This is a genomic window from Chitinophaga pollutisoli (assembly GCF_038396755.1).
Classification (GTDB): Bacteria; Bacteroidota; Bacteroidia; order Chitinophagales; family Chitinophagaceae; genus Chitinophaga; species Chitinophaga pollutisoli.
In genome coordinates this window covers 5,451,140-5,475,244 of the sequence record NZ_CP149822.1, presented here as the reverse complement: position 1 = coordinate 5,475,244, position 24,105 = coordinate 5,451,140, and the positions used below count along the sequence as shown (strand labels likewise).

The 24,105-nt window shown below is 56.5% G+C and carries 18 protein-coding genes; 1 reads left to right on the top strand and 17 read right to left on the bottom strand.

What is annotated here, in order from left to right; genetic code table 11:
- Positions 1-14: 14 nt before the first annotated feature.
- The 7 genes from WJU16_RS23390 to WJU16_RS23360 all read right to left on the bottom strand — a co-directional run bounded on the left by WJU16_RS23390 (position 15) and on the right by WJU16_RS23360 (position 7,722).
- On the bottom strand, positions 15-3,467 hold the full coding sequence (locus WJU16_RS23390) for a SusC/RagA family TonB-linked outer membrane protein (protein ID WP_341835775.1): 3,453 nt from the start codon (positions 3,465-3,467) through the stop codon (positions 15-17).
- 21 nt (positions 3,468-3,488) lie between these two features.
- A complete protein-coding gene (locus WJU16_RS23385) occupies positions 3,489-4,181 on the bottom strand; it encodes a FecR domain-containing protein (RefSeq protein WP_341835774.1) in 693 nt (230 codons plus the stop codon).
- Entirely contained in the window at positions 4,148-4,462 is a 315-nt protein-coding gene (locus WJU16_RS23380; protein ID WP_341835773.1) for a hypothetical protein, read from the bottom strand. The genes WJU16_RS23385 and WJU16_RS23380 overlap by 34 nt, the downstream gene beginning before the upstream one ends.
- Before the next feature lie 81 nt (positions 4,463-4,543).
- Positions 4,544-4,732, bottom strand: coding sequence for a sigma factor-like helix-turn-helix DNA-binding protein (locus tag WJU16_RS23375; RefSeq protein WP_341838687.1), 189 nt, complete (start codon positions 4,730-4,732; stop codon positions 4,544-4,546).
- Between the two features lie 47 nt (positions 4,733-4,779).
- Entirely contained in the window at positions 4,780-5,136 is a 357-nt protein-coding gene (locus WJU16_RS23370) for a sigma factor (protein ID WP_341835772.1), read from the bottom strand.
- A gap of 96 nt (positions 5,137-5,232) precedes the next feature.
- Positions 5,233-6,171, bottom strand: coding sequence for a dihydrodipicolinate synthase family protein (locus WJU16_RS23365; protein WP_341835771.1), 939 nt, complete (start codon positions 6,169-6,171; stop codon positions 5,233-5,235).
- A 15-nt stretch (positions 6,172-6,186) separates the two neighbouring features.
- Entirely contained in the window at positions 6,187-7,722 is a 1,536-nt protein-coding gene (locus tag WJU16_RS23360; RefSeq protein WP_341835770.1) for a sodium:solute symporter, read from the bottom strand.
- Positions 7,723-7,870: 148 nt separating this feature from the next.
- Here WJU16_RS23360 and WJU16_RS23355 point away from each other — a divergent pair, with 148 nt between their 5' ends.
- Positions 7,871-8,731, top strand: coding sequence for an AraC family transcriptional regulator (locus tag WJU16_RS23355; RefSeq protein ID WP_341835769.1), 861 nt, complete (start codon positions 7,871-7,873; stop codon positions 8,729-8,731).
- 157 nt (positions 8,732-8,888) lie between these two features.
- On the opposite strand, the gene WJU16_RS23350 is transcribed toward WJU16_RS23355, so the two are convergent.
- From WJU16_RS23350 to WJU16_RS23305, 10 genes are all read right to left on the bottom strand, one after another.
- Positions 8,889-9,251: a VOC family protein gene (locus tag WJU16_RS23350; protein WP_341835768.1), complete on the bottom strand. Its 363-nt coding sequence runs from the start codon at positions 9,249-9,251 to the stop codon at positions 8,889-8,891.
- A 141-nt stretch (positions 9,252-9,392) separates the two neighbouring features.
- Complete coding sequence (locus tag WJU16_RS23345; protein WP_341835767.1) at positions 9,393-10,259, bottom strand: sugar phosphate isomerase/epimerase family protein; 867 nt, start codon at positions 10,257-10,259, stop codon at positions 9,393-9,395.
- Positions 10,256-11,365 carry a Gfo/Idh/MocA family oxidoreductase gene (locus WJU16_RS23340; protein WP_341835766.1) on the bottom strand — a complete coding sequence of 370 codons (1,110 nt, stop codon included), beginning with the start codon at positions 11,363-11,365 and terminating at the stop codon, positions 10,256-10,258. The genes WJU16_RS23345 and WJU16_RS23340 overlap by 4 nt, the downstream gene beginning before the upstream one ends.
- Positions 11,366-11,392: 27 nt before the next feature.
- Positions 11,393-12,106 carry a ThuA domain-containing protein gene (locus WJU16_RS23335; RefSeq protein WP_341835765.1) on the bottom strand — a complete coding sequence of 238 codons (714 nt, stop codon included), beginning with the start codon at positions 12,104-12,106 and terminating at the stop codon, positions 11,393-11,395.
- A gap of 6 nt (positions 12,107-12,112) precedes the next feature.
- Positions 12,113-15,322 carry a PVC-type heme-binding CxxCH protein gene (locus tag WJU16_RS23330; protein WP_341835764.1) on the bottom strand — a complete coding sequence of 1,070 codons (3,210 nt, stop codon included), beginning with the start codon at positions 15,320-15,322 and terminating at the stop codon, positions 12,113-12,115.
- Positions 15,323-15,326: 4 nt separating this feature from the next.
- Entirely contained in the window at positions 15,327-16,904 is a 1,578-nt protein-coding gene (locus WJU16_RS23325; protein ID WP_341835763.1) for an MFS transporter, read from the bottom strand.
- A 25-nt stretch (positions 16,905-16,929) separates the two neighbouring features.
- Positions 16,930-17,994, bottom strand: a complete 1,065-nt coding sequence (locus WJU16_RS23320) for a cellulase family glycosylhydrolase (RefSeq protein WP_341835762.1) — start codon at positions 17,992-17,994, stop codon at positions 16,930-16,932.
- Between the two features lie 19 nt (positions 17,995-18,013).
- On the bottom strand, positions 18,014-18,721 hold the full coding sequence (locus tag WJU16_RS23315; protein ID WP_341835761.1) for a DUF3823 domain-containing protein: 708 nt from the start codon (positions 18,719-18,721) through the stop codon (positions 18,014-18,016).
- A gap of 18 nt (positions 18,722-18,739) precedes the next feature.
- On the bottom strand, positions 18,740-20,635 hold the full coding sequence (locus WJU16_RS23310) for a RagB/SusD family nutrient uptake outer membrane protein (RefSeq protein WP_341835760.1): 1,896 nt from the start codon (positions 20,633-20,635) through the stop codon (positions 18,740-18,742).
- A gap of 18 nt (positions 20,636-20,653) precedes the next feature.
- Entirely contained in the window at positions 20,654-23,830 is a 3,177-nt protein-coding gene (locus tag WJU16_RS23305; RefSeq protein WP_341835759.1) for a TonB-dependent receptor, read from the bottom strand.
- Positions 23,831-24,105: the final 275 nt, after the last annotated feature.

The following is a 24,105-nucleotide window of genomic DNA, read 5'->3' as shown; positions in this document are numbered from 1 at the left end:
CGTTGATTTGCAGTTTAGAAATTAAATCCAAGTTTGGCGCCGAAGGAACGGGTGTAAGGGAGCGACCAGCTGCCTACGCCCTGTCCGATTCCGCTGCCGGAGATCGTCATTGCCGTTTCGGGATCATACCCCATATCGGCGGCGGTCCAGGTGAAGAGGTTGCGGCCAATCAGCGATAGGCTGAGGTTATGCACCGGCAGCTTGCCCAGCATCTTCTTCGGGAAAATATATGTGAGCGATGCTTCGCGAAGCTTCACATACGATGCATCGAAAGTGGAGCGGCTGAGGAAATCCCAGTAGTACGCGCCGTAATAGGCTTCCGGTTCCAGGATTTTGTCGTTGAGTTTGTATTCGCCTGTGGCATCATCAAGGTAGTAGCCGTAGAGGATATTACCGTCGGTGCGTTTTTCACCGGAGCCGTCGGTCCATTCCAGTCCGCCGGTAGCCGCGTCGCGGCCGGGCAGGGTGGTTTTGGTGCGGCCGTCGCTGAGGAGGTTCTTGGCCACATAACTGTGGAACATACCCCCCTGGCGCCAATCTACCAGCACGTTCAACGCAAATCCTTTGTAGCTGAAGGTGTTGTTGAAACCTACCATGAAATCGGGGTTGAAGTTGCCGATTTTGGTCCAAACGCTCACGCGTTCATATTCACCACCATCGGTAATGAGCGGTTCGCCTTTATGCGGGCCTTCCGGTACGGTCGCCCAACTGCGGGCATACATGTTTCCGAGGTCTTCGCCCACACGCGCTTCGTAGTTTACGCCTTCGGAGCTGCCGAGCTGGTAGGCTTCCATCCCTTCGCCCAGCTCCAGTACCGTATTCTTATTGCGGGTGAAGTTGGCGCTTACATCCCACTGGAACGTTCCTTTCACGGGTGTGCCGGTGATCGTGGCTTCGATACCGCGGTTCCGGATGCGCCCGGCGTTGATCACCTTGGTGCTGTAGCCGGAAGCCATCGTAGTGCCGATCCTCATCGTCTGGTTCACTGTCTCGGAATTATACCAGCTGACATCCAGACCGAGGCGGCCGTTGAAGAAGCGCATATCCGCACCCATTTCGGTAGATGTGGAAATATAGGGCTTCAGGCGGTTGTTCTTCAGGACAGCATCCTGGACGGCGCGTTTGTACTCCCCCCAGTCTGCGCTGAAATTAAAGGTATTGAACAGCTGCATCACACCGGGCTCACCACCTACCTGCGCCCAGTTGGCACGGAGCTTCAGGAAGGATACGGGACCGGAATTGATCTTCAGCATATCGCTCAGCACCCAGCCCAGCGAAACGGAAGGATAGAAATAAGAACCATTATCCGCCGGCAGCGTGCTGGCCCAGTCGTTACGTGCGGTCACGTCGAGGAAGAGGTAATTGCGGTACGCGAGCTGCCCCATTCCATACACGCTGTTGATGCGCTGCTCCCATTCAAACATATCGTTGGTAACAGAACCTGCCGCGGCGTTCTTGATGCTGAAAATGCCGGGAACCGACAAAGCGTTGGCGCTCTGGAAAGCAGATTTGAACTTCCGGTGCATCCGGTTCATACCGGCAGACACGTTGAAATTCAGGTCCTGGTTGATGTCTTTGCGATAAGACAGGAGGAAGTCCGCGTTGATTTCCTGCAGGCGCTCCGTTTCGTAGGAGTATGCGCCTCTTTTGGTGCGCACGGCGCCAAAGGGGCGTTTGCTCTCGCGGGCTTCGTTGTAGTTATCCATGGCGGTGCGGCCCATCAGGGTAAGGCCCTTCATCAGTTCGATGTTCAATTCCACATTCCCCATGATGCGGTCGCGGTTGTAACCGTTGATGAATTCATACGCCACGAAGAAGGGATTATCCACGGAACCGGGCACATGAGAATATTGCTCGATGCCCTCCTTACCAGGCACCCAGTAATTGCGCAGTTTATTGATATCGACGTTGGGCGTGGTGGTGTATACGATGTTGCTGGCGCTTTCGCGGTTGTGCGTGGGCCTGTTGTTACTGTGGTTCTTGGTATACCCCACGTTCGTGCTGATCCGGATCTTCGGGCTCAGCTTGTAACCCGCCGCGAGGTTGAGGGTATTACGGTCGAGGTCGGTATTGGGAACGATGCCGCTGTTTTTGAGATTGGTGTATGACAGGCGGAAATCCCCTTCGTTGTTGGCGCCGGTGATGGCGATGTTATTGGTAAGGGTAGAACCCGTCTCGTAAAAATCTTTATGCCGGTCGGGATAGGAAACCCAGTCGGTGGGGATGCGGTCGCCATTGCCATCGAGGGGGCTGTCCCACTGAATATGCTTGGTGCCGATGTTGAGGCGCGGGCCCCAGGAAGCGGTGGAGATCGTTTCGTTGGAGCCTGGGCGGTTGCCGGAGCCGAAATCATTCTGGAACTGCGGGAACAGCCAGGCTTTGTCGAACATGGCCGAAGAGTTCACGGAAACGCCGAGGCCTTTCTTGGCGCCGGAACCGGATTTAGTGGTGATGAGGATCACCCCGTTGAGTGCCCGGGTGCCGTACAGCGCGGAAGCGCTGGCGCCTTTGAGGACTGTAACGGTAGCGATATCATCGGGGTTGATGTCGGAAATGGGGCTGCCATAATCCACCACACCACGGCCTACGGGCTCTTTCGGAGCGCGGACGCCGCCAGCGATGGGCACACCATCCACTACATACAGCGGGGAGTTATCGGTCCCCAGGGTACGTTGGCCCCGGATATTCACGAATACGGAAGCACCGGGATCGGATGATACCTGGCGCACGTTCACGCCGGCTACTTTACCGGAGAGCGCGTTGGCCACGTTCACTTCTTTCACGGTAGCCACCTGATCGCCTTTCAGCGTAGCGATGGAATAGCCGAGGGCTTTTTCCTCGCGTTTGATACCGAGCGCCGTTACCACCACGCTGCTCAGTTCCTTCACGTCCGGCGCCATCGTTACATTCACTTCTCCCCTCCCAACCGCTTTCTCCTGGGTCGCGAAACCCACGGAGCGGAAAACGAGGACAGACGATGAGCCGGCCACACGGATAGTGTAGCGGCCCTGTGCATTGGTGGCGGTACCGTTGGAGGTGCCTTTTTCATGCACGCTCACACCCGGCAGCGGCTGGTTCTGGTCGTCGGTAACCAGGCCTGTCACCTGCATGTCTACGGTTTTCGCGCCTGTGGCAACCGCAACGGTGCGGATGGCGTAATCGCGCTGGGAGATGCGCACGGCCTGGAGGCCTGCGGGCGCGAGGGCTTTGACCAGCTGATCATCGAGCTGGGCGGCAGGGATGCGTGCAAAGCGGTCGGCCACCCATTTGCCCTCCACCTGGTCGGCGGAGTAGCTGAAGGCCACTTGCAGTTTGTTTTCGAGTGCGGTGAACATTTCCTTGAGGGAAATCATGCCGGCATGGCGGCGGGCGTCGTTCCCCCGCACCATGGCGTCCTGTGCGCGCGATTCCGCGCATGCAAGCAGGATGCATAGCACCGCGCAAAGCTTCGTAAAGCTCTTTTGCATAAGTGTAAGTTTTAAAGATCTTTATTCGAGAATGATGGTATCGTCTTCTTCCCGCATCTTCAGGTTGTGCACCGTGCACACCGCTTTCAGCAATAATTCCGGCTGATCCATGGCTGCCGATCCGGTAAAAGGCAGCGACGCCAGCGAAGGCTTTCCGAAGCGTATGCTTTTACCGTAAATGTCTTCCATCCGCAGGGCCACCGTGGCCAGTGTGCCGTCCCTGATCACCATGCGCTTTTCCATCCAGGCGGAGAAGCCGCCATCTGGCGATTGGGTGAGCGTGGTACCGCGGGCGCTTTGCTGGAGCAGGTCGCCGGGCCGCATGTGCTTCCCTCCCGCTATCACGCTTCCTTCCTCCAGGGCGATGGCGGCGGAATCGTGCCGATGGTAAACGTTAAACGCCGTGCCGGTCACTTCCACATCCGTGAGGGCGGTATGCACCACAAACCTGGGATGCAATCCTTCCGGAGCATGCTTCACTTTAAAGAACGCTTCCCCCTGCAACTCCACAGTGCGCACATCCCCGCTTTTCCAGCGGCGGGGATAACTGACAGAGGAATTCGCGTTGAGCCAAACCTCCGTGCCGTCGTGCAATTTCAGCGTGGTGGTTTCCCCGAAACCTGTCCGGAGGGTGAGCATTTCAGCGCCAGCCTGACCCCTCATCACGAGGATCGCGGTGATCACCGCTGCTGCCGCCGCTGTTCCAATGAGCATCCTACGGATCGGGAGCCACCGGTTTTTTTACGGTCTTCCGCATCCAGTGCGCCGTCGATGGCGGCTTTCACAGCATCCATATCGGCCGGGTCAACTGTTATGGTATGAAACCGGAGCGAGCGGACCATCATCTGCGCCTCACGCAACGCTTCCCTTTTTTCGGGATGTGCTGCTGCAAATTGCTCCCAAAAGCGGGCAGCCGCCTCATCGGTCCGCTGCACCCACGACTGGAAAGAAGCATCCGCCGCAAAGTCCGCCGCATCGTAATCTTGATATGACATAATTAAGCCTTGTACATAGGAAGGAGGCGTACAAGCGAGGAAATACCCTCAGGGAAAAGGACCTTTTTTTAAAATATTTTGCTACCGGCTGTACAGCAGCGTTTCCGCCCCCGCCAGCAAAGGTTTCAGTTCGGTAAGGGCACGGTAAACGAGGGTACGGGCGTACTTTACAGCTTTGAGCTGCATAATCTCGGCGATCTCGTCGTAAGACAGGCTTTCGTAGAAACGGAGGTATACCGCTTCCTTCTGGCGGAGCGTGAGGCGGTCCAGGGTTTGCTGGATGTGGCGCTCCGCCAGTGCGGTGGACTGCCGGCTGATCAGGTAGCTTTCAGGGGAGAGTTCCAGGGAGAAGTCGTGCGCTTCGTCTTCCGGCAGCGCGCGGGACCGGGGGCTTTTCCCAGGGCGCGCACCAGTTTCCGGCGGACGGAGACCAGGAGGTAGCTTTTCGGCTTTTCGGGCGTTTGCAAAGTCTGCCGGCGGAGGTAAAGGTCGGTGAAGAAATCCTGCAAGGTATCTTTCACCAGGCCGGCATCCTGCGTAAAACGGCTGCAATAACGGAATAACGGGGGAAAATACCGCCGGTAGATTTCGCCGAAGGCCTCCCTGTCGCCTTCGCGGAGGCGGTCCCAGAGAAACCTGTCGTCGTGCTGCGGATAAACGGTGCCGGTATTCATAAAGCGCAATTTAGGAATAAGGATCAGAAATGCAATCTACATCACCCTTCGCTGCCTTGTCAACCTATCTCCATTATATAACCATTAATTAATTCTTCAGAACGCGTGGGAAGTAGCCGCTTCCCGGATCCCCAGGCGCTGGCACCATCCTTTGAAATCGCGGTGGATGCCCTGGAGCGTTTCCTTTTGCTGGGGGGTCAGTTCCAGCACATGCGCGCGGCTGATGGTGCGCACGGGGATGCCGCGGAGCTGGAGGAAATATTTTGCGCTCATGGGATACGCAATGTGGATGAGGGGATCCACGCGGCGAAGCTCCTCCTGTATCCAGGCCACGTCGTCCGCCTTCGAGGGGTCGTTGGCGTTATTGCAGAGCCACACGAGGATTTCCGGGTAAAAGTTGCCGGAGATGGACGACATCCCCGCCGCGCCCATCCGCAGGGATTCCACGGCATTGGGCGTATGCGCGTCATAGAATTCGAATTTCGGCACGTCGATGACCGACAATTTCTCCCGTACGCTTTCCACCTCGCAGCTCGTGTCTTTATGATAGATCAGCCGGTTGGAAGCCAGCAGGGTTTTCAGCACATCGGCCGGCAGCACCCTTTTATAAGGAGCCGGGCACTCGTATAATCCCAGGGGAATATCGCCCGTGAGGTCGAACATTTGATGAAAACGGTCGATCAGCACGGAATCCGGTTCGTCCACATTCGCGAAATGCCCCGTAATCATGATCACCGCATCCACACCGGTTGCATGGATATTGCGGATGAACTGCGCCTTGTCGGGGATGGTAAGCCCGAAGGAGCCCGTGGCCACCACCGGCACGCGGCCGTTTACATAGTTGACAACATGGCGTGTCAGTTCCAGGCGCTCGTCTTCACTGATGCTGTACATCTCCGAAGAAAGGCAATTGGCGAAAAAGCCTTTCACGCCTGCCTCCAGGTAAAAATCGATCAGGTGCTCCACCATATCCAAGTCGATCCGCGCTTTCAGGTTGAAAGGGGTAATCATCACCGGTACAAATTTCTTTTGCATAACAAACAGGGTTTTTTATGATTGAGATTGAAGTCGTTGCTGCATCCGTGAAAAGAGCAGTCCCGCCAGGAATATCGACAGCGTGCCCACCACGATTACCATATTGATATGAAGCGGGCTGCGGAGATACTCCAGGTCTGCCGGCAGGTATTTGGACAGGCTCATCCACAGGATGATGACGATGCCGGTGATGGTCGCCGCCACGGCCGCGGCGTTCTTCGCTTTGGAAATGATCCCCAGCAAAAAGAGCCCCAGCATACCGCCTGCGAAGATGCCGGAAAGCTCCCACCACACATCCAGTATGCTTTTCACACCTATCATGGCGATACCGAAAAAGATCGCCAGGATGCCTGTGACCACCGTAGCCAGGTGCAATACTTTCATCTCCTCCTTCGGCGAAGGGTTCGGGCGAACGTATCGCTGCCAGATGTCTTTCAAAAACACCGTGGCGGAGCTGTTCATCCCGCTGCTGAGGGTGCTCATGGCGGCGGAAAGGATCGCGGCGATGATTAGCCCCAGTAATCCCGCCGGTACTTTTTGCACCATGAAATACGGCAATATCTTATCGCCGTAATCGGCCGGCGTGAGCGACGCGGCGGCCACGCCCCTTTCGGTAGCAGCCTGTTGCCGCACAGCATCCAGCATTTCGGGATGTTGCAAAAAGTAAGCGTATAGCGCGGTGCCGATAAAGAAGAACACGGCGCTGACGGGCAGGTACCAGTACACGCACAGCCAGATGCTCCGTGCGGCCTCTTTCTGGCTGCGGGCGGCGTGATAGCGTTGTACGTAGTTCTGGTCCATGCCGAAGTTGTTGAGATTGATGAAAAATCCATACAGGAACACCACCCATGCGGTGGAGCTGCTGAAATCGGAGAGGCTCAGGCTGCCGAGGGAGAACTTCCCATCGGAAGCGCCGATGCTGAAAATATCGCCTACACCGCCTTTCATCCCGTCAATCACCAGCCATAATATCACGATGGCGCCGGCGGTTTTAATGAGGCCCTGCAACACCTCCGTCCAGATCACGGCTTCCATGCCGCCGAGAACGGTATAGATGATGATGCAGATACCGGTGACGGCCATGATGGTGCGCATATCCAGCCCGGTGAGCGCCTGCAGCGCGAGCGCCACGCCGAAGAAGATGGAGCCCATCCGCGCGAGTTGCGTGAGGATGAAGCAGATCATGGCGTAGGTCCGTGCCCATGGCCCGAAGCGGTGCTCCAGGTGGGTGTATGCGCTCACTTCGCCGCTGCTGCGGTAAAACGGAACGAAATACCGCGCGGAGATCCAGGCGGCGGGCACCATCGACAGGCTGAAAACAAAAGCGTTCCAGTTGCCGCCGAACGATTTTCCCGGTACGCCCAGGAAAGTATTGCTGCTCAGGAATGTGGCGTACAGCGAAAGGCCGAGCGCCCATCCGGGGATGGTGCCTGATGCTGTCGTGAATTGTGCCGCGTTTTTATTCTTTCTTGAAAAATATACGCCGATCAGAATCATACCGAGCAAATACGCTCCGATTACCGCCAGGTCTGTAATAGGCAGTTGATGCATGTCTTAATGCTTATCTAATGGTTGACAGTTCCATTCCTCACGTGGATTGTTATCACCGGCGCTATTTGTCCGATCTTTGGCAAGTTGGAACATTTTTCCCGCCCAAACAATGTTGAATGTTATGAAAAGAATAGCTTAAATTACTGCCGTGAAGAGCCAAAACAACGCCAACAACTCAACTGCATGGACATTACCAGAACAGCTACAACGCAAGTTGGACGTACATCCCCTCGGCCGAAACCTATACATTACAGCTATCCGTTTTTATCCTGAAAATGACGTAAAGGAATGGGGTGAGCCGAAGGGCGTACCGGTGTACAGTCTTTTATATTCCGCCCACGGCGGTGGCTGGTATGAACTGGAAGGAAAGCGGTTTCCGGTAAAAGCAAACCAATACGTGCTGCTGGCGAAGAACACGCCATTCCGTTGCGGACCCGATCCCCGCAATCCCTGGCGTTTGTACACGGCCCAGTTCACGGGGCTCCTGGCCGATGAGCTTTGCGATTACCTCACCAACGGCAAACCCATCCACACCACACCGCCATTGGTTGGCCGCATCGCGCAGTTCTGGGACATCCTCCATCACCTCGACCTCATGAACAACATCGAGAACCTGCTCTACGCGAACTTCAGGTTCTATAGTTTCCTGGGCACCTTCCGGCTGTCGGTGTTCAATTATATGAAACAGGGGTCCGACAACCAGATCGAGCAATGCATCCAGCTCATGAAGCAGCAGCTCGACAAAAACCTCACCCTGGCCGACCTGGCCGCGCAGGCGCATTTATCGGCCTCCTATCTTTCCGCACTTTTCAAAGAAAAAACGCGCTACTCTCCCATCCAGCTGTTCACGTCGTTGCGGATGCAGAAAGCGAGCCAGTTGCTGAAAGAAACAAACCTGACGGTCAAAGAAATCGCGCAGGAAATGGGGTACCCTGATCAGTACACTTTCTCCAGGACTTTCAAGGGGATTATGGGGGTGTCGCCGAAGGGGTTTCGGGAGAAAAGTTGAATGAAAGTTCAATCGAGAGATGCAAAATTGATCAGGTAAGATGCTAACTATGGCGAATCCGCCATAATTGGAAAAAGCGGAATCCGATCAAAAACCTAATCAGACAAATCAATTATTGAGATGCTGAACAGGTAAAAGTGCAATCTTCCTTTACAAACTACCTATCAAACTCAATCATCTCCACCCTGTTCCCAAACGGATCGCGGAAGAAGGCGCGCTCCCGGCCCTCGATCTTCGAGGTATAGGCGATTTCCACGCCATGGGATTGCAAATATGATTTGGCGGCTTCGAGGCTTTCGACTTCGAATGCCGGGTGGCGGCCGCTGAGGAGTTCGGTCGTCTTGTCCTCTTCCACCAGGTGCAACTGAATATCCGCGATCTGGTACCAGATGGCGTTGCGCGGGTGCTGCCCGGGTATTTCCGTAAGCTGGAGTAATGTTCCGTAGAATTGTCTGGCGGCGGCTTGCTGGCCCATCGGGATCATGATGGCCACATGGTCGATCTTCGTAAAACGTATCATCCTCTGCGGGAATTTGTCTGTTTCCCGGCGCAAATATCAGATATTCCGCTAAATATTTAGCAAAAAATAGCCGTCCGGGAAACCGGACGGCCTTTTCCACACGTCTTTACGTTACAGTCAAAGGTATGATTTGACAGCTTCTTATGTAAAAATTCGCTTATAAAATGCAGCGCCTTCGGTGGCCATTTCGTCAGCGCTACCGGCCAGCGGCCGCCAGATGCAGGCCGCGCGGGCCAGTTCTTCCGAAGGTTCACCGAAGGTTTCCAGCACCACGGAGCCCTGGTACCCGATCTCATCCAGCGCCTGCCGGATGGCCGTCCAGGGGAGGTGCCCCGTGCCGGGGGTGCCCCGGTCGCTTTCGTTGGCCTGCACGTGCAACAGCAGCGCGCCGGCTTTCCGGATCGCGGCGGGGATATCCTTTTCCTCGATATTGGCGTGGAAAGTGTCGAACGAAAGGCGAAGGGCCGGATGATCCACTTCTGCGATCAGGGCCAGGGCCTGGTCGGTTGTGTTGATCATATCCGTTTCGAAACGGTTCAGCGCTTCAACGCCCAGGAGTATCCCGTGGTCGGCGGCGGCTTTGCCGGCGATGCGCAGGTTTTCCAGGCACCAGGCACGCTCCTGCCGCTTCTGCTCCACTGGCACAATGCGCGTTTTGCCGACTGCCGAATACAGGGGCCCGCCGAACAACGGGCTGCCGGTCTTCTCCGCCAGCCGGATACATGTCAGGATGTAATCCAGCCCCTCTTTGCGGAAGGCGGCGTTGTCGGAGGAAATGTCGCGCCGGGGGCCGAAGGCGCCGCTCAGCGTGATCCGCAGGCCCAGGTCGCGCGTCATGGAAACGAGGAGGTCCCAGTCTATGAGGTCCGCCTGTTCCACCGCTACTTCCACGATATCGTAGCCAGCGGCTTTTATCTTCGGCAACAGGTGGAAGTCAGCCGTTTTAAACGGGGATGCATACACAAAGGTGCTGATGCCGGTCTGGATTACGGGTTTGGTTGTCATCATTCGAAATCAGGAATTTGGATGCGTTTGCCACCGTTCATGGCGGATTCGTGCGCGCAGATGCCGGCGCAGGTGTAGTTGGCCGCCATATGTGCGTCCACCGCGGATTCGCGGCCTTCCACGATCGCCGCGAGGAACTCCTGCACCAGGTGCGGGTGCGATCCGCCGTGCCCCGCTCCCTGCAGGAACGATACGTGGTTGGGATCGTCGATCTTCTCCCGCTTGGTGAAGTGCGCGATTTCCGGAATCAGCATCTCGTCGGTATCGGGGCATTCCATCCTGCGGGCGTTTTCACCGCCATCAAAAACAGAATGGCCTTCGTCCTGCAGCTGCTCCCATTCGAATGACATCTTCGTACCGTATACATCATAGCTTTCACGGTACTGGCGCACCACATCGAACAGCGAGCGGGTTGCTTCGGCCACCACGTCGGAATTCTTCAGGGTGAAAGTGGCGGTTTCTACAGCAAACGGGCTTCCATAGCGGGAAGCAAGGTCTTCGCTCAGGCGGCCGGAGCCATGGCATACCACGGATTCCGCTTTGGTATTGTTGATGCGCAACAGCGGTGAGATGGCGTGCGTGCCGTTGAGCATGGGCGGATATCCTTTCCAGTATTCATCCCATCCCGGCATGCTCATATCCTGGATATGCGAACCGCGTACAAACTGGATGCGGCCCAGCTCACCGGATTCCGCCAGCTTCAGTCCGTAGAGGAATTCGCGGGTGTAGAGCGCGGTTTCCATCATCATATATACTTTACCCGATTTTTTGCGCGCTTCCACAATGGCTTTGCAATCTTCCACGGTCATGGCCATGGGGATAGTGCATGCGGTGTGTTTGCCGGCGTTGAGACTGGCCAGCGTCATGCGGGCGTGCTCGGGAACGGGGGTAACGATGTGGATGGCGTCTACGTCGGCGCGCTTCGGCACGTCTTCGTAATTGGTGAAGATGAGATCGTCGTCGAGGTTGAAACGTTCCTTCAGTTCTCTCAGCGTTTCCGGATTCCTCGTGCAAATGCCCACCCGTTTAATGGCGGGGTGCTTTTGATAAATGGGAATAAATTCCTTTCCGAATCCCATCCCTACAATTACAACCGTGATCTGTTTCATAATATCCTGAATTTTTAAGGTGAAGAATTATCGGCGGCCCGCCCATTTAACGGCGTTCCGCAACAGTGTCTGGTACGCTGCCAGCTCATGTGATTTATCGTCGTGCCCCAGCGCCAGGCCCACGATGCGCGATTTGGGATGTTCCACAATGAACACGGCCGGATGGATCACCCCCTTGCCGTTGCTGCTTTCAGCCAGCACGGCGATTTTGGCGGCGGCGGGGTCGGCGTTGTAGTGATACAGCTCATCGTCGAGCGTGAAGCTTTTCGGCACTTTGCGCGTAACGGGGTGCTTGCCTTTGAGGGTGACGGTGAAAGGACCGTACTTCTCGTGCGACCTGCTGCCGCCGCCCACCAGGCGCGCATTGTATTCCGGCCAGTCTTTCCAGTTGTACCAGATGGCGGCGTGCGCGAGCACGAGCCCTTTTCCGGCATCCGCATGAGCGAAGATGGCGTTGCGGGCCGCGGGGTCTTTAATGGGCTGGTTGTTGGCCAAAAGCAGCACGTCCGCTTCCGGGAGGAGGGCCGTGATAGTGGAGGGATCGTCGGTGTAGGTGACTTTGGCGAAACCGTCGCGCTCCAGCGTGGCGGCGTCTTCCACTTTATACCAGCGATTGAAATCATGCGAACCGCCGCCGCCTACAACGAGCACGCGGACCGGCGCTTTCTGCGCGGCTAGCGGCAGGGCGGCCAGCATCAGCGCAAAGGCTAAAAGTTGACGAAAGAAATGTTTGCTGTTCATACCGTTTTATTTAACAACTTGAAGAATTCCATTCATTCCGCGCCAGTGGCCGGGGAAAGTGCAGACGAAAGGATAATCGCCGGGAGTGGCCGGCGCCGTGAACGTGAGGCTCACCGTTTCTCCGGGATTGAGCAGCCGCGTGGCATGCAGCACTTCCGGCACTTTGGGCACATATTGCAGCTTCGACGCGTTCGGGTCGCGGACCATCGCGTCGGCCGCGGCGCCTACTTTCTCCAGCGTCCCCGGTTTGATGATGAGCAGGTTGTGCTGCATCCCGTCGGGGTTCTCAAGGCGGATCGTCACTTTCTGACCGGCTTTCACGCTCAGTTTTTTCTTGTCGTACTGCATGATGTCTTTCACCACTTTCAGATCGATCACCAGTGCGGGCACCGCTTCCGCAGTGGGTTTGGGCGCCGACCGGTCGAGTGTGACTGACACATTGCGCAACTGTCCCGCGAAGCGTTCTTCTGTTCTCCAGCCGTCCGTTTTGGTGGTAAACAGCCCCGGTGCTTTCCCAGAACCGGCCGCTTCGCCGTTCACGCGGAGGCGGATGGCGCCGTTCTTCAACAGTTGCGCTTCCACATCTGCCTTTTCGGGCAATGCTTCGGTGGACGCGGCGCTGTAGGTTTTACCGGCCTGCACCACGTCCATTTGCAGCTTGCCGTCGCGCACGGCGAGCGTGTAGCCGTTGGTGGCGTTGCCTTGTGAGAGGATGGTGCCGGAGGGATTTTTATTATCCCGGGAAGCACCCACCGCAGCCCTGATCGTTATTTCCTTACCATTTACGTCGGGAGCGGCGGGCATGAATCCGCGGGGGTCTAAAGCATAGTCTTCGTGATATAAAGCTTCTGTCAGCTTCTTCGTAAACGCGCCTGCAGGTGCGGTAGCCGCGCCCGCGGCGGACAGAAACCCTTTTTCGTGTTGCACCGCCGCCGCCAGCAGGGCTTTGGCGAGGAAGGGGTCTTTTCCGTTCAGCGCAACGGTGCTCATGCGGTACACCGCCGCACCGGCCGCGGAAGACGCGGGGTATTCCACCAGTTCCTTGATAGCCGCCAGGCGCACCTGCAGATCTTTATCGTTGAGGATACCGCTGTTGAGCAATGCCGCCTGTCCCTTCGCGTTTTTAGGCAGTACCGCTGCCGCCGCTTTCCGCACGCCGGAAGCGGGGTGTTTCAGCGCAGCCACGAACGTGGAGAAGGTGGCAGGATCTGCATCGAGGCCGAGGCCGTGGAGCGTCCAGAGGGCGTGTACGGCAGGGCTGTTCAGCCCCACGGCGTCCATGCTCCTGTTGGCGGCGATCCTGCGCAGTGAGGGCGCCATCGCCGTCAGTTGCTCTTCGACGATGAGGCGCTGCGCCGTCATCCGCCAGAACATATTTTCGTGTTGCAGACCTTTGCGCAACGAGGCGGTGTCTTGCCTGTCCAGTTTTACGGGAACGTAGGGTTTGGCGTTTTTGTACACCACGCGGTAGATGCGGCCGTGGGATACGTCGCGGTGCTCGCTTTCGAAGGCATTGCCTTTTCCATGGGGCTGCTCGGTGAAGGGAAGGATGGTTTCCCGGGGGGCCTGTTCCTTCACGAACACGTTGTGCTGGATAATGAAGTTGTACCAGTCTGCTACCCATACCGCACCATCAGGGCCGGTTTCAGCATGAACCGGGCCAAACCATTCGTCTGAACTGGCCATCAGGTTCCAGCCATCTTTCTCCTTAAAACCTGCGCCGTCTTTTTCGATAACGGCGTTATGCACAAGGCGTACGGTAGGCTCGTTGATGAACGCCACACGGTTCCAGTACTCCTTCGGAAAACTGCGGGCAGTATAGAAATGGTGGCCGGTGGCGGAAGTAAAACCGCCCATAACGTCTACCTGGCGCAGGTTCGGCGTCATGGCATGCACGTCGTAGTGGCCGTCGATTTTTTGTACGGGATCGGCGTTGCCCACATCAATTTTCCGCTGCATATACCAAAACGGCATGGAATACCAGGCGCTATGGGTGTTGTTGGCGGTGGAAATGAATACGTGGTTGTCTTCCGTAAAGCCCAGCCCCCAGGTGTTGTTGGAGGTGCGGCCGAGGAATTTGAATTCTGAACCGTCGGGTTTGAAATGATACACGCCCTGCGGGAACTTCTGCCGTTCGCCGTTGATGGTGCCGTCGAATCCGGAGTAGCCGGTTACGCCCCATATCTTGTTATCGAAACCGTACTGGAGGTTGGAAGGACCGGCGTGTGTATCCTGTTTGCCCCAACCGGTGAAGATCGTTTCGCGTTTGTCTGCTTTATCGTCGCCGTCGGTATCCTGCAGGAAGAGGAAATACGGCGCCATGGAAACGATGACCCCGCCATTGGCGAAGGCGATGCTGGTGGGGATGTTGAGGCTGTCGGCGAAGACGGTGAACTTATCGGCTTTGCCGTCGCCGTCGGTATCTTCGCAGATCTTGATGCGGTCGTTGGCGGTGGAGTCGGTTTCCACAAAATCATTCGGGTAGTCGATAGTTTCCACGATCCAGAGGCGGCCTCTTTCGTCCCATGCCATGGCGATGGGTTTGGTGATATCGGGTTCCTGCGCGAAGAGCTGGATCTCGAATCCCGGGGGCACCTGCGTGAGCTTGTTGGATTCCGCGGGCGGCAGGGCATCCTGGAATTTGGGAACGTTGTAGCGTTTGGTATAATCCGCGATGGTATCGGAATTGTAAATATCGACGTCGGGGATTTTCGCCGCGGCGATGCGGCCTCTTGCATCTTCGCCGATGGCTTCCATTACGTTGTTGCGCACTTTATCGAGAAAAGCGACCTGTTTCCAGGCGTCATCGGATTTACCTTCCGTCAAAACGATGACGCGCCCTTTGCCCAGGTTCCCGGATTGTTTCGCGAAAGCCGCCGCGCGGAGGCCTTCCGCGCCATGGTGCAACACGAGCAACCCTTTCCCTCCCTCCACAAATGCGCGCAGCGCCGCCTGGGATGTGGCCGACGGCGTTTTGGCCGTACAGTAGATCACCGCGTCGAATGCCGCGAGCCTGGATGGCTGGAGATCGTCCGGCCGCTCTGTATACGTAATGTTGACGCCGCTTTTGAACAGCTTCGTCGCCAGCCAGGTGGCCTGCACGTTACCGCTGCTCCCAACGAACAGGGCTTCTGCCCTTCTTCCCTCCTCATCGCCGGGCGCAGGGGCCCAGGCGGAGATAATTCCTGTCAGTAGTATTATCAATATTCTTTTCATGACGTCATGTGTTTGTTGATTGATTGCCTTCCGCCGGTGGTAGCAGTACCGGCTTGTATCCTCCCCTCCCTCTGAACCACAAAATCATCCCCACATAGCAGATCAGCATGATAACGGGAAAAACGGATACCGTACGGAGGGCGTCTTTCTTGGCGCCTTCGCGGACGCCCTGGATAGTTTCCTGCGCCTCCACCGGCGCGGTTTCCAGCCGGGCGTTGTCGAGCACGCGGTATTCGCCGAAAAGGCTCTTCCGCTCCTGCGTGAGATATGTGGCATGCAGCGCGGTCTGGTTTTCGGCGTCGTAGCGGACGAGGTTATGATCCAGCTGCTTATCCTGTACAAATCCGAGAATCACCGCCCCGATCACACCAACCCCCACCTGACCCACGGCCCCCGTGAAGTTGAGAGCGAGCACGCCGCCTTTGGGAAACTGCTCCGCCACCACGCCGAGCATCGTTCCCCACAAAAAAGTCTTGCCGAGCGCGTACACCGTTGCCGCTACGAGGATCATGATGCCAGACGACCACGACAGGAAATTCAATCCTGCGAATGCAATCGCAGCACTCACTGCCAGCAACGACAAGGGCGAAAAACGATGACAAATCGGCCCGGCGTAAAAGCGCAGCACGGCCATGATCACGGAAGTATAAATGAGGACCCATCCGCCCTGGAGGCCCATTTTAGCCATTTCGGGCGTCATCAGGTCGGTGATCCAGCTGTCGGTGCCCAGCTCCGTCGTAGCCAGCAAAACCATCACCAGCAACAGGAGAATAAACATCGGCCTGCCCCACGAACGCACCACGAACCCCGCGGCGATCGTGATACCGGCGGTTACGGCGATCTTCCCCGTCAGCGACCAGTTCAGCAAACTGCCCGCCTGGAATACGCATAACGATACGATGAGCAGAATGCCGAGAATCCCTACTTCCTTCACCATATCCAGGTACGACACGCCGGCCTGCACCCTTTCGCTCACCGGGAATTTCTTCCCCGCGATCATCCATCCATATGCCACTACCGGCAGTAAAATGCAACCGATCATGATTTCCCATCGAACGTGGAAATGAATCAGCGCGATCCCCAGCAACCCGGCCAGCACCATGCCCGCCGGCCATCCGGCATGCAGGATGTTGAGCCACTTGGTCTTTTCCCGCGGGTACATGGTAGCCACCACGGGGTTCACCACCGCTTCGGCCGCGCCGTTGCCCAGCGCGAAGAGCAGCGTTCCGAAATACAGCATCCAGTAACCCGTGGCCATGATGGTGAGCACCACGGACGCGCAATGGCAGGCGAAGGCGAAAAGCATCGCGGATTTGTACCCTACCTTATCGATCACGAGACTGAACAGCACGATGCTGATGCCGAACGGCCAGAAGCTCACACCGAAAATTTCCCCCTGCTGGGTTTTACTAAGGCCAAACTGCATGCCCCATCCGTCCATGAGGAAAGAGCGGAAAACGAACCCGAAAGCGGAGGCTACCAGTACCGTAAAACAGCCCCAGAAGAGCAAACGGCGGTCCCTGCCGCCCAGGTCCGCCGCAACCTGGGAAGGCTGCGGCGGGGCGGTTGAAATCATATCCATACTTGAATTTTTTAGTGTCTGCCTGCTATCTGCCCAGCGTCAACCGCCGGATAAGCGCCGTTTCCGAAGGATCGTAAGGGCGCCCGTCCGGGCGGAAGATGTCATGGAACCACACCTTCGGCTCGGAGCCGTCTTTCATGGGCGTGTCCCAGGCGTAAATGGTGTTCGATTTGCCCTGCACCAGGCCCCAGTTTACGGCAATGATGCCGCGTTCCTTTAGTCCCGGAAGGGAATTGGCGAAATGACTGTTGCGGGTGCGGGCCATGTACTCTGTGCACACCAGCGGCTTACCCGTTGCCTTGAGCAACGAGTCCGCCACGATGAGGTGCCTGTCTGTGTAGTCGTGGTATGTGATAACGTCGGAGTTTTCCAACTGGAATTTGGTGAGGTTTTTCAGGTTGAAGTTCCACACGCCCACGCTCAGGGGCTGGCTCGGGTTCACGGTGCGGCCCCAGCGGAAAACATTTTGCAGCAAGGGCATCGACTTATCGCCCCAGCCGGAGTTGCCGGGCTCGTTGTAGAGGTCCCACAGCAGGATGCGCTTGTCTTTGGCGAAGGTTTTCAGCACGTCTTTGGTATACGCTTCGAGCGTGGCCATGAGTGAGGGATCGTCGTGAAGGAGCTTCCCCGGGTCCTGCACCCAGCCCGAGTTATGAATACCCGGTTTGGGCGCAGGTTGCGGTCCCGCGGCGTATGTGTTGTTCCAGCAGTCGTCAAAAATTACGAAGATGGTGCGGATGTTGTGGCGGTCTGCGATGGACAGGTAGTTTTTCATGCGTTGCTTGAAACCTTCCTTATCCGTTTTCCAGGCGAGGTGATGGAGGTATACGCGCATCACCCGCATCCCGATGCCGGCGGCGTAGCCGAGGTCGCGCGAAATGGTAGCCGTATCGAACGATTCGGCCTGCCACATTTCCAACTGGTTGATGGCCGTTGCCGGGTAAAAATTGGCGCCTGCCATCCACGGTGTCTGCTTATGCCATTTCCAGGCCTGTTCTTTCGACCACACGGGCCTTTCCTGTTGCGCCTTCGCCGGCATCGCAAATGCTGCCAGGCATATCAGCCAAACATGCACAATCTGTCTTTTCATAATACTCGTTTAAAAAATATCAAAGGTTGATCTTCGTGACGGGAGAAAATATCATGTCTTCCACCCCCTGCAGCTTCAGCCCTACCCTTGCGTAGATGTAGGATTGCGCGGGCACCAGCGCCGGAACGGTTACTTCCATGGAAATATTCGCCGGATCGGTGATCGCGCCGCCGCCGCGTTGCGAGGATGCGATGCTGTAATCGCCGCCGGCAGACACGAATGCCGTTTTGTTGATGTACAGGTTCACGCGCTCCACATTCTTTCCGTCCGCACCATTCACGATCTTCTCCAGGCCGAAAGTAGCGGTCACCTTGTTGGCCGCCGCCGCCATCTGCACGTTGCGGATCATGTAAAAGGGGGTCACTTCCAGGTCGAGCTGCTGATCGCCCTTCATTTGCACGGTAATGGAATCAGGCCGGCCGTCGGGCTGCTTTTTCCAGAGGAAAGGCCCTTGCCCGTTGGGAACGGTGAGTTTGTACTCCCCTTCGAACAGGAGCACCGAATAAGCCCCGTCCTGCGTGAAAGTGGTGTTGGACACGGGGCCCACCTTCCCGAAGCCGAACTGGTACAGCTGGAACGGCACCTGGTTAAACTCCAAGGGAATGCCCTCGCCCTGGTACACCAGCCTGCCGTGCAGGCGCGCCTGGGGCGGATCGAAGTTGTCTTTCTTGCAAGACGCGGCCAGCAGGGCCACCAGGGGAAGGATATATGAACAAAGTTTTTTCATGATCGGAGATTTTTGAGTTTAGTCCTGGTTCGGGTTGGGAACGATTTTCGGGTTGTTGGACCGGATGTCGTTGTTGATGAACGAATAATAATTGCCGAGCCGGAAGCGGTTGGTGCCCGTTACCAACGGCGATTTGATAATGCGGTAGATCCATTTGCCATGCGTGGGGCTGCCGGGATTGTGCACTTTATACGGCCAGAGCGAGAACGGCTGTGTATTATGCTTGTTCGGCGAACCGATATTGCTCAGCAGATCTGCTTCGTTCATGGAAACACCATCCCAAACTACATGCGCGTTGCGCCATCTTTTCTGGTCGAATACGATGTGCCCTTCGAAGGAAAGCTCCGCTCTCCGCTCATGCATGATCCTGCCCAGGTTGATGTCTCCCGCGCCCAGCGGCGTCGTAAGCCCCGCGCGTGCGCGCACCTGGTTCATATATCCCGCGGCAACGCCCGGTTGGTTCAGCTCGAATGCCGCTTCGGCCGCGTTCAGCAACACTTCCGCGTAGCGGTAACGGATAAAGGGAATCTCGCTGCCCGTACCGCGCGATCCGGAACCGGACACGGGGTCAAGGTATTTGCGGAGGTAGAAACCCGATTGCGCGGTATGTTCCTTACCATGGATGGGACCGTCGAAACCCACTACCTGCACCGGTTGCGTTTGCCCCGGCAGGGTCTTTTGCGAACCGCGGTCGTCGCCTGTTACAACGGAACCGTCGGCCAGCACATAACCTGCCCAGATATCCACCTGGCGGCGCTTGAAGAAGGTGCCGGGCAGCATCACGGTACCGCCGAGGCGCGCATCGCGGCCGGCGAAGATATCGGTCTGATTGTCGTAATAGATGGGATTGCCCGCTCCGTCTTTCACAGGCAGCTGTTCGAATGTATTATCGAGTTTCTCGAAAGATTGCACCAGGTTCAGCGAAGGATTGATCCTGCCGCCTTCTTCCTCTTCCGCACCGAAACGGGGCTGGTTCACCTGCGTAAAACCGTGCACCTTTCCGCTTTTCAGCTTGAAGTCTTCGATGAAGATGCTTTCCGGGTTGCCTACCTTGTCGTAAAACAGCGCCGCGAAATTCTCGGAGAGATCGGCGTTGCGCTGGTACAGTGCGTAGGTACCGGCAGACCCGCTGATGATGAGCTCCGCGGCAGTGAGGGCTTTGGTATAATAGTCGTTCGCTTTGCTGGCGGGAATACCGACTTCGCCGGTAGGCAGCGAAACGGAAGGCGTCACATTGCCGTATTTGGCGATGGAACCGGCGTACAGGGCCGCGCGGCACTCCATGGCCAGCGCCGCACCGCGACTGGCGCGGGATTTCACGTTCACGTCGGCGGGGAGGTCGGGGCGGATGGCCTGCATTTCTGCGATCACGAAATCATACATGGCGGATTCCGTGGCGCGGGCGTGGCGGAGATAGGTGGGGTCGCCCTTGTAATCCCATACCATAGGCTCGAGGATCAACGGCACGCCGCCCATCCTTTTCACCATTTCAAAGTAGTAGTACGCGCGCAGGAAACGGCCCTCGGCGCGGAAGCGCTTCTTCTCGTCGTCCTTCAGTTTGGTAGCCGCTTCCAGCCTTTGCAGGAAGAGGTTCAGCTCGCGGATGAGGGTGTAATCCCAGGTGCTCCAGAAACCGAAATCCCACTGGTTACGCTCGATGATCGATTTGGGGCCACCGTTCTGCGAAGGAAAACTCTCACTGAAATCAGCCATCGATTCCCAGTTCTTCACGGTGGAGAAATCGGTTTGCCGGTTATAGAAATTCGCCAGCATCGACAACACCAGCGCCGGGTCGTTGAATGCCTGTTCGTTATTCAGAATCGCCGTTGGGTCTACGGTGAGGAACTCGCTCTCGGGCTTGCATCCTCCCGCAAATACGGACGCCAGTAATATGATGGAAAATAACTTTTTCATAACGGATGATTGTTTGGATTAGAATGAAAGACTGCAGCCCACATTAAACACCTTGCTCTGCGGGTATTGCAACCCGTTCGTATCCGTGATTTCCGGATCGGTGCTGTATTCCTTCATGTTGTCCAGGATAAAAAGGTTGTAGGCGTTCACATAGAATCGCGCTTTCTGGATCTTCGCGCGGTTTACCAGCGGCGTGGGCAGTGTATACCCCAGCTCGATGGTACGGGCGCGGAAATAGGTGATGTTATGATTCCAGAAGGTAGACGCCCGGTTGTTGCTGTGGCCCTGGTCATTGTACCGCAGCGCGGGATATTTGCCGGAAGTCCACTGGCTGTTGCGGTCGTAGATATCGGAACGGTGCCAGCGGTCGGTGAAGATTTTATTCAGGTTACCGTCGTTGATGAAAGGCACTTTCATTTCCCATTCCTGGATCCAGGTATAGTGTGAGGCGCCGGAGAAATCCGCCGCGAAATCGAACCCTTCATACCCCAAACCGATCTGCAAACCGAAGTTCATGTTGGGCTGCTGGCCGGAGGCCCATCCCATCGGGCGGCGGTCGTTATCCGTAATCCTGCCGTCGCCGTCCACGTCTTTGTAGATGATGTCGCCGGGCAGGAGGCTCCTGTTACCCTTGCCGTCGATGTTCACGGGATAGCTGTTGATCTCTTCCTGCGACTTGAACTGCCCGATCGCCTCCCATCCCCAGGTAAAGCCCTGCAAACGGCCTTCCGCCGAGTTGAAGTAGCGATCCACGGAATTGAAGAAAAGCGGATTGTAAGAGGATACGAACTGGCCTCTCGAATAGGAAATATTACCACCGATGCGATAGCTCAGCTTACCGGCTTTATCATTGTAGCTGAGGGAGAAATCCTGTCCGAATCGTTTGTCTTTATTGATGTTTTCATCCGGCAGCGCATAACCTAGCTCGGAAGGCAGCAGGATGTCCTGCTTGCGGCCGCGCAGGCCGTTACGTTTGCGCACGAAGTAATCGAACGCACCGTTCAACCTTCCGCCGAGCATGCTGAAGTCGAAACCCACGTTGGTGATGGAGCTTTCCAGCCAGCTGATGTTGGTGATGGGAACGCCCCTGTCGCGGGAGCCTACCACGGCTACACCGTCGAGGATGGCGATACCGTCGTTATAGTTGTACCCTTCGTAGTAAGCGAATTCCGCCAGGCCGAGGGCTTCGCCGTCGTCGCCGAGGATACCGTAGGAACCGCGGATTTTAAAGTCGGAAAGGATTTTACCGGTGCCCACCACTTTCTTCATGAAATTCTCTTCCGTGAGGCGCCATGCGCCGGACACGCTGGGGAAGTAACCCACCCGTTTGCCGGGCGCGAACAGGAAGGAAGCATCGCGGCGCATGAGGCCTTCGATGAAGTATTTGTTGCCATATTCGTAGTTCAGACGGCCGGCGATACCGGTACGCGTCTGGCGGTTGTCCTGATCGGTGTAAGTATCTGAAGTGTTGAAATAAATCAGGGGCAGCTGGTTCGAAATGGGAACAGCGTGGATCCAGTTGCGGAGGCGGTGGTTGTTGATGCGCTCGCTCACCACCATGGCGTTGATCTTGTGGTCGCCGAACTTCCTTTCATATCCGATCCTCACCTGGGAGCTTTGGTTGATCTGCTTTTCCTGGTTGCGTTCGCGCCAGGGGTTGGTAGAGCCGCCGGTGCGGGTGTAGGTATCGTTGGAAGGATTGTAAGTGTACGTGTCGTAAGTATACTCGTGGTTGTTCAGCACGTTGTCTGCCATATAATACGAGTATAAGCCGGAGATTTTAAGCCCTTCCACGAAGGGGACATCCCACTCCGCGTCGAGGTTCATCTGCAGCTGGCGCCAGTCGCTTTTGAACTTGCCGGCGTATTGCGTATTCAGATAACCCCAGTTGGTTTCGTTGTGTTTGATATCGTTGAGATAGGCCGGGTTGTCGTTGGCGAAGGGGCGCTCCATGGGTGTATTCCGCAACACGGCGAAGCGCGCCTGCCAGTAGTCGTCCCCGCCGGGAACACCGGGATTGTCGCGGGTTTCAACCCGGCCGTTGATGCTCGTTCCCACGTGCAGGCCGTTGGCCACGCGTGCGGAAACGTTGCTCTGGATATTGGTACGGGTGAATTTGTATTCCCGGCCCAGCACCGAATTCTGGAAAGTGCGCGTTGCGGAAACGTAGTATGTCACTTTATCGGTTCCACCGGTGAAATTGAGGTTATACATGTTCAGCGGCGTGTTTTCCTTCACGATAAAATCGCGCCAGTTGAAACTTTTATATCCATATTCCGTGCCCTGGCGGTATTTCTCCAGTTCTTCGGGCGTGATGTTGGTGGTGATGGGATTGTCGCCGATGTTGGGAAAACGGTTCATTTCCGCTTCCGCCTTGAGGCGCATGTACTCGTGCGAATTGTCGAGCACGTCGATAAAGCGCGTCCAGCTTTGCCAGCCCCAGTTGGCGTCGAGGTTGATGGAACTCCGACTGCCGATGCGGCCTCTTTTGGTTTGCACCACTACCACGCCGTTGGCCGCGCGAACGCCGTAAATAGCCGCCGAAGCGTCTTTCAGGAAGGAAATGCTTTCGATGTCGTTAGGTGAAATGTTGTTGAATTGTCCTTCGTCCTGCTGCACCCCGTCGATCACATACAGCGGGCGGCCGAGGTTGCGGATCTGGATGGAAGCGGAGGCGCCGGGGCGGCCATCGGGCATGCGGAATGATACGCCGGGCACCTTTCCCGCGAGGGTGGTAGATACCGTGGCGCCGCCGCGCACATTGCCGATATCCTGCGCGGAAACGCTGGAGATCGCGTTGGTAAGGGATTTTTTACGTGCTGCACCGTACCCTACGATCACCACGTCGGTGAGTTCTGTGGCGGAAGACAGCAGCGCCACCTGCATGGCCGTGCCCGGTGTGGCGGCGAGCTCCTGGGTGCGGAAGCCCACCATCGTAAACACGAGGATGGCGCCGGGTTTTACATTGATGGTAAATTGGCCGTCGGGCTGCGAGAGCGTACCATTACGGGTACCTTTTTCATAAACGGTGACCTGGGGAAGCGGGGAACCGGCACTGTCGCGCACGAAGCCCGAAACTTTCTGCGGGCCCGCCGTTTGGGCGTAGGCCCCTGCCCAGGAAAGGCAGAGCAACAGCAGTAACATCAGTTTACTGCGACGAACCGTTGCCACTTTTTGTAGTGCAATGTCGTTCATACGTGAAATGGATTTTGGGTGATTAAAGGATGCTGTTTCGATCCTCCGGCATTGCCGGTTTTTCCATACCGTGTTTTTTCGACTTAACCATTTAGACGTGTGATGTGCATACCTCCGCACTGCGCAATAGAAGCCCTGTCCGGCCGTGGGACCGGTTTTCGCGGTGGGTAATACTATTGCTGGCTGATATCAGTTTTTCTTCAACGCGATCCAAAGATTGAAAAAACAATCGGCAAGCATTGGCCGATTCATTTCAATTTTTCGCCATTTCGTTT

Bases quoted from the DNA above. Each gene is read 5' to 3' on its own strand.
- WJU16_RS23345 (WP_341835767.1), bottom strand. From the start codon at position 10,259: ATGATGACAACCAAACCCGTAATCCAGACCGGCATCAGCACCTTTGTG.
- WJU16_RS23380 (WP_341835773.1), bottom strand. From the start codon at position 4,462: ATGTCATATCAAGATTACGATGCGGCGGACTTTGCGGCGGATGCTTCT.
- WJU16_RS23350 (WP_341835768.1), bottom strand. From the start codon at position 9,251: ATGATACGTTTTACGAAGATCGACCATGTGGCCATCATGATCCCGATG.
- WJU16_RS23340 (WP_341835766.1), bottom strand. From the start codon at position 11,365: ATGAAACAGATCACGGTTGTAATTGTAGGGATGGGATTCGGAAAGGAA.
- WJU16_RS23370 (WP_341835772.1), bottom strand. From the start codon at position 5,136: ATGAATACCGGCACCGTTTATCCGCAGCACGACGACAGGTTTCTCTGG.
- WJU16_RS23330 (WP_341835764.1), bottom strand. From the start codon at position 15,322: ATGAAAAGAATATTGATAATACTACTGACAGGAATTATCTCCGCCTGG.
- WJU16_RS23335 (WP_341835765.1), bottom strand. From the start codon at position 12,106: ATGAACAGCAAACATTTCTTTCGTCAACTTTTAGCCTTTGCGCTGATG.
- WJU16_RS23360 (WP_341835770.1), bottom strand. From the start codon at position 7,722: ATGCATCAACTGCCTATTACAGACCTGGCGGTAATCGGAGCGTATTTG.
- WJU16_RS23390 (WP_341835775.1), bottom strand. From the start codon at position 3,467: ATGCAAAAGAGCTTTACGAAGCTTTGCGCGGTGCTATGCATCCTGCTT.
- WJU16_RS23315 (WP_341835761.1), bottom strand. From the start codon at position 18,721: ATGAAAAAACTTTGTTCATATATCCTTCCCCTGGTGGCCCTGCTGGCC.
- WJU16_RS23385 (WP_341835774.1), bottom strand. From the start codon at position 4,181: ATGCTCATTGGAACAGCGGCGGCAGCAGCGGTGATCACCGCGATCCTC.
- WJU16_RS23310 (WP_341835760.1), bottom strand. From the start codon at position 20,635: ATGAAAAAGTTATTTTCCATCATATTACTGGCGTCCGTATTTGCGGGA.
- WJU16_RS23320 (WP_341835762.1), bottom strand. From the start codon at position 17,994: ATGAAAAGACAGATTGTGCATGTTTGGCTGATATGCCTGGCAGCATTT.
- WJU16_RS23305 (WP_341835759.1), bottom strand. From the start codon at position 23,830: ATGAACGACATTGCACTACAAAAAGTGGCAACGGTTCGTCGCAGTAAA.
- WJU16_RS23365 (WP_341835771.1), bottom strand. From the start codon at position 6,171: ATGCAAAAGAAATTTGTACCGGTGATGATTACCCCTTTCAACCTGAAA.
- WJU16_RS23325 (WP_341835763.1), bottom strand. From the start codon at position 16,904: ATGGATATGATTTCAACCGCCCCGCCGCAGCCTTCCCAGGTTGCGGCG.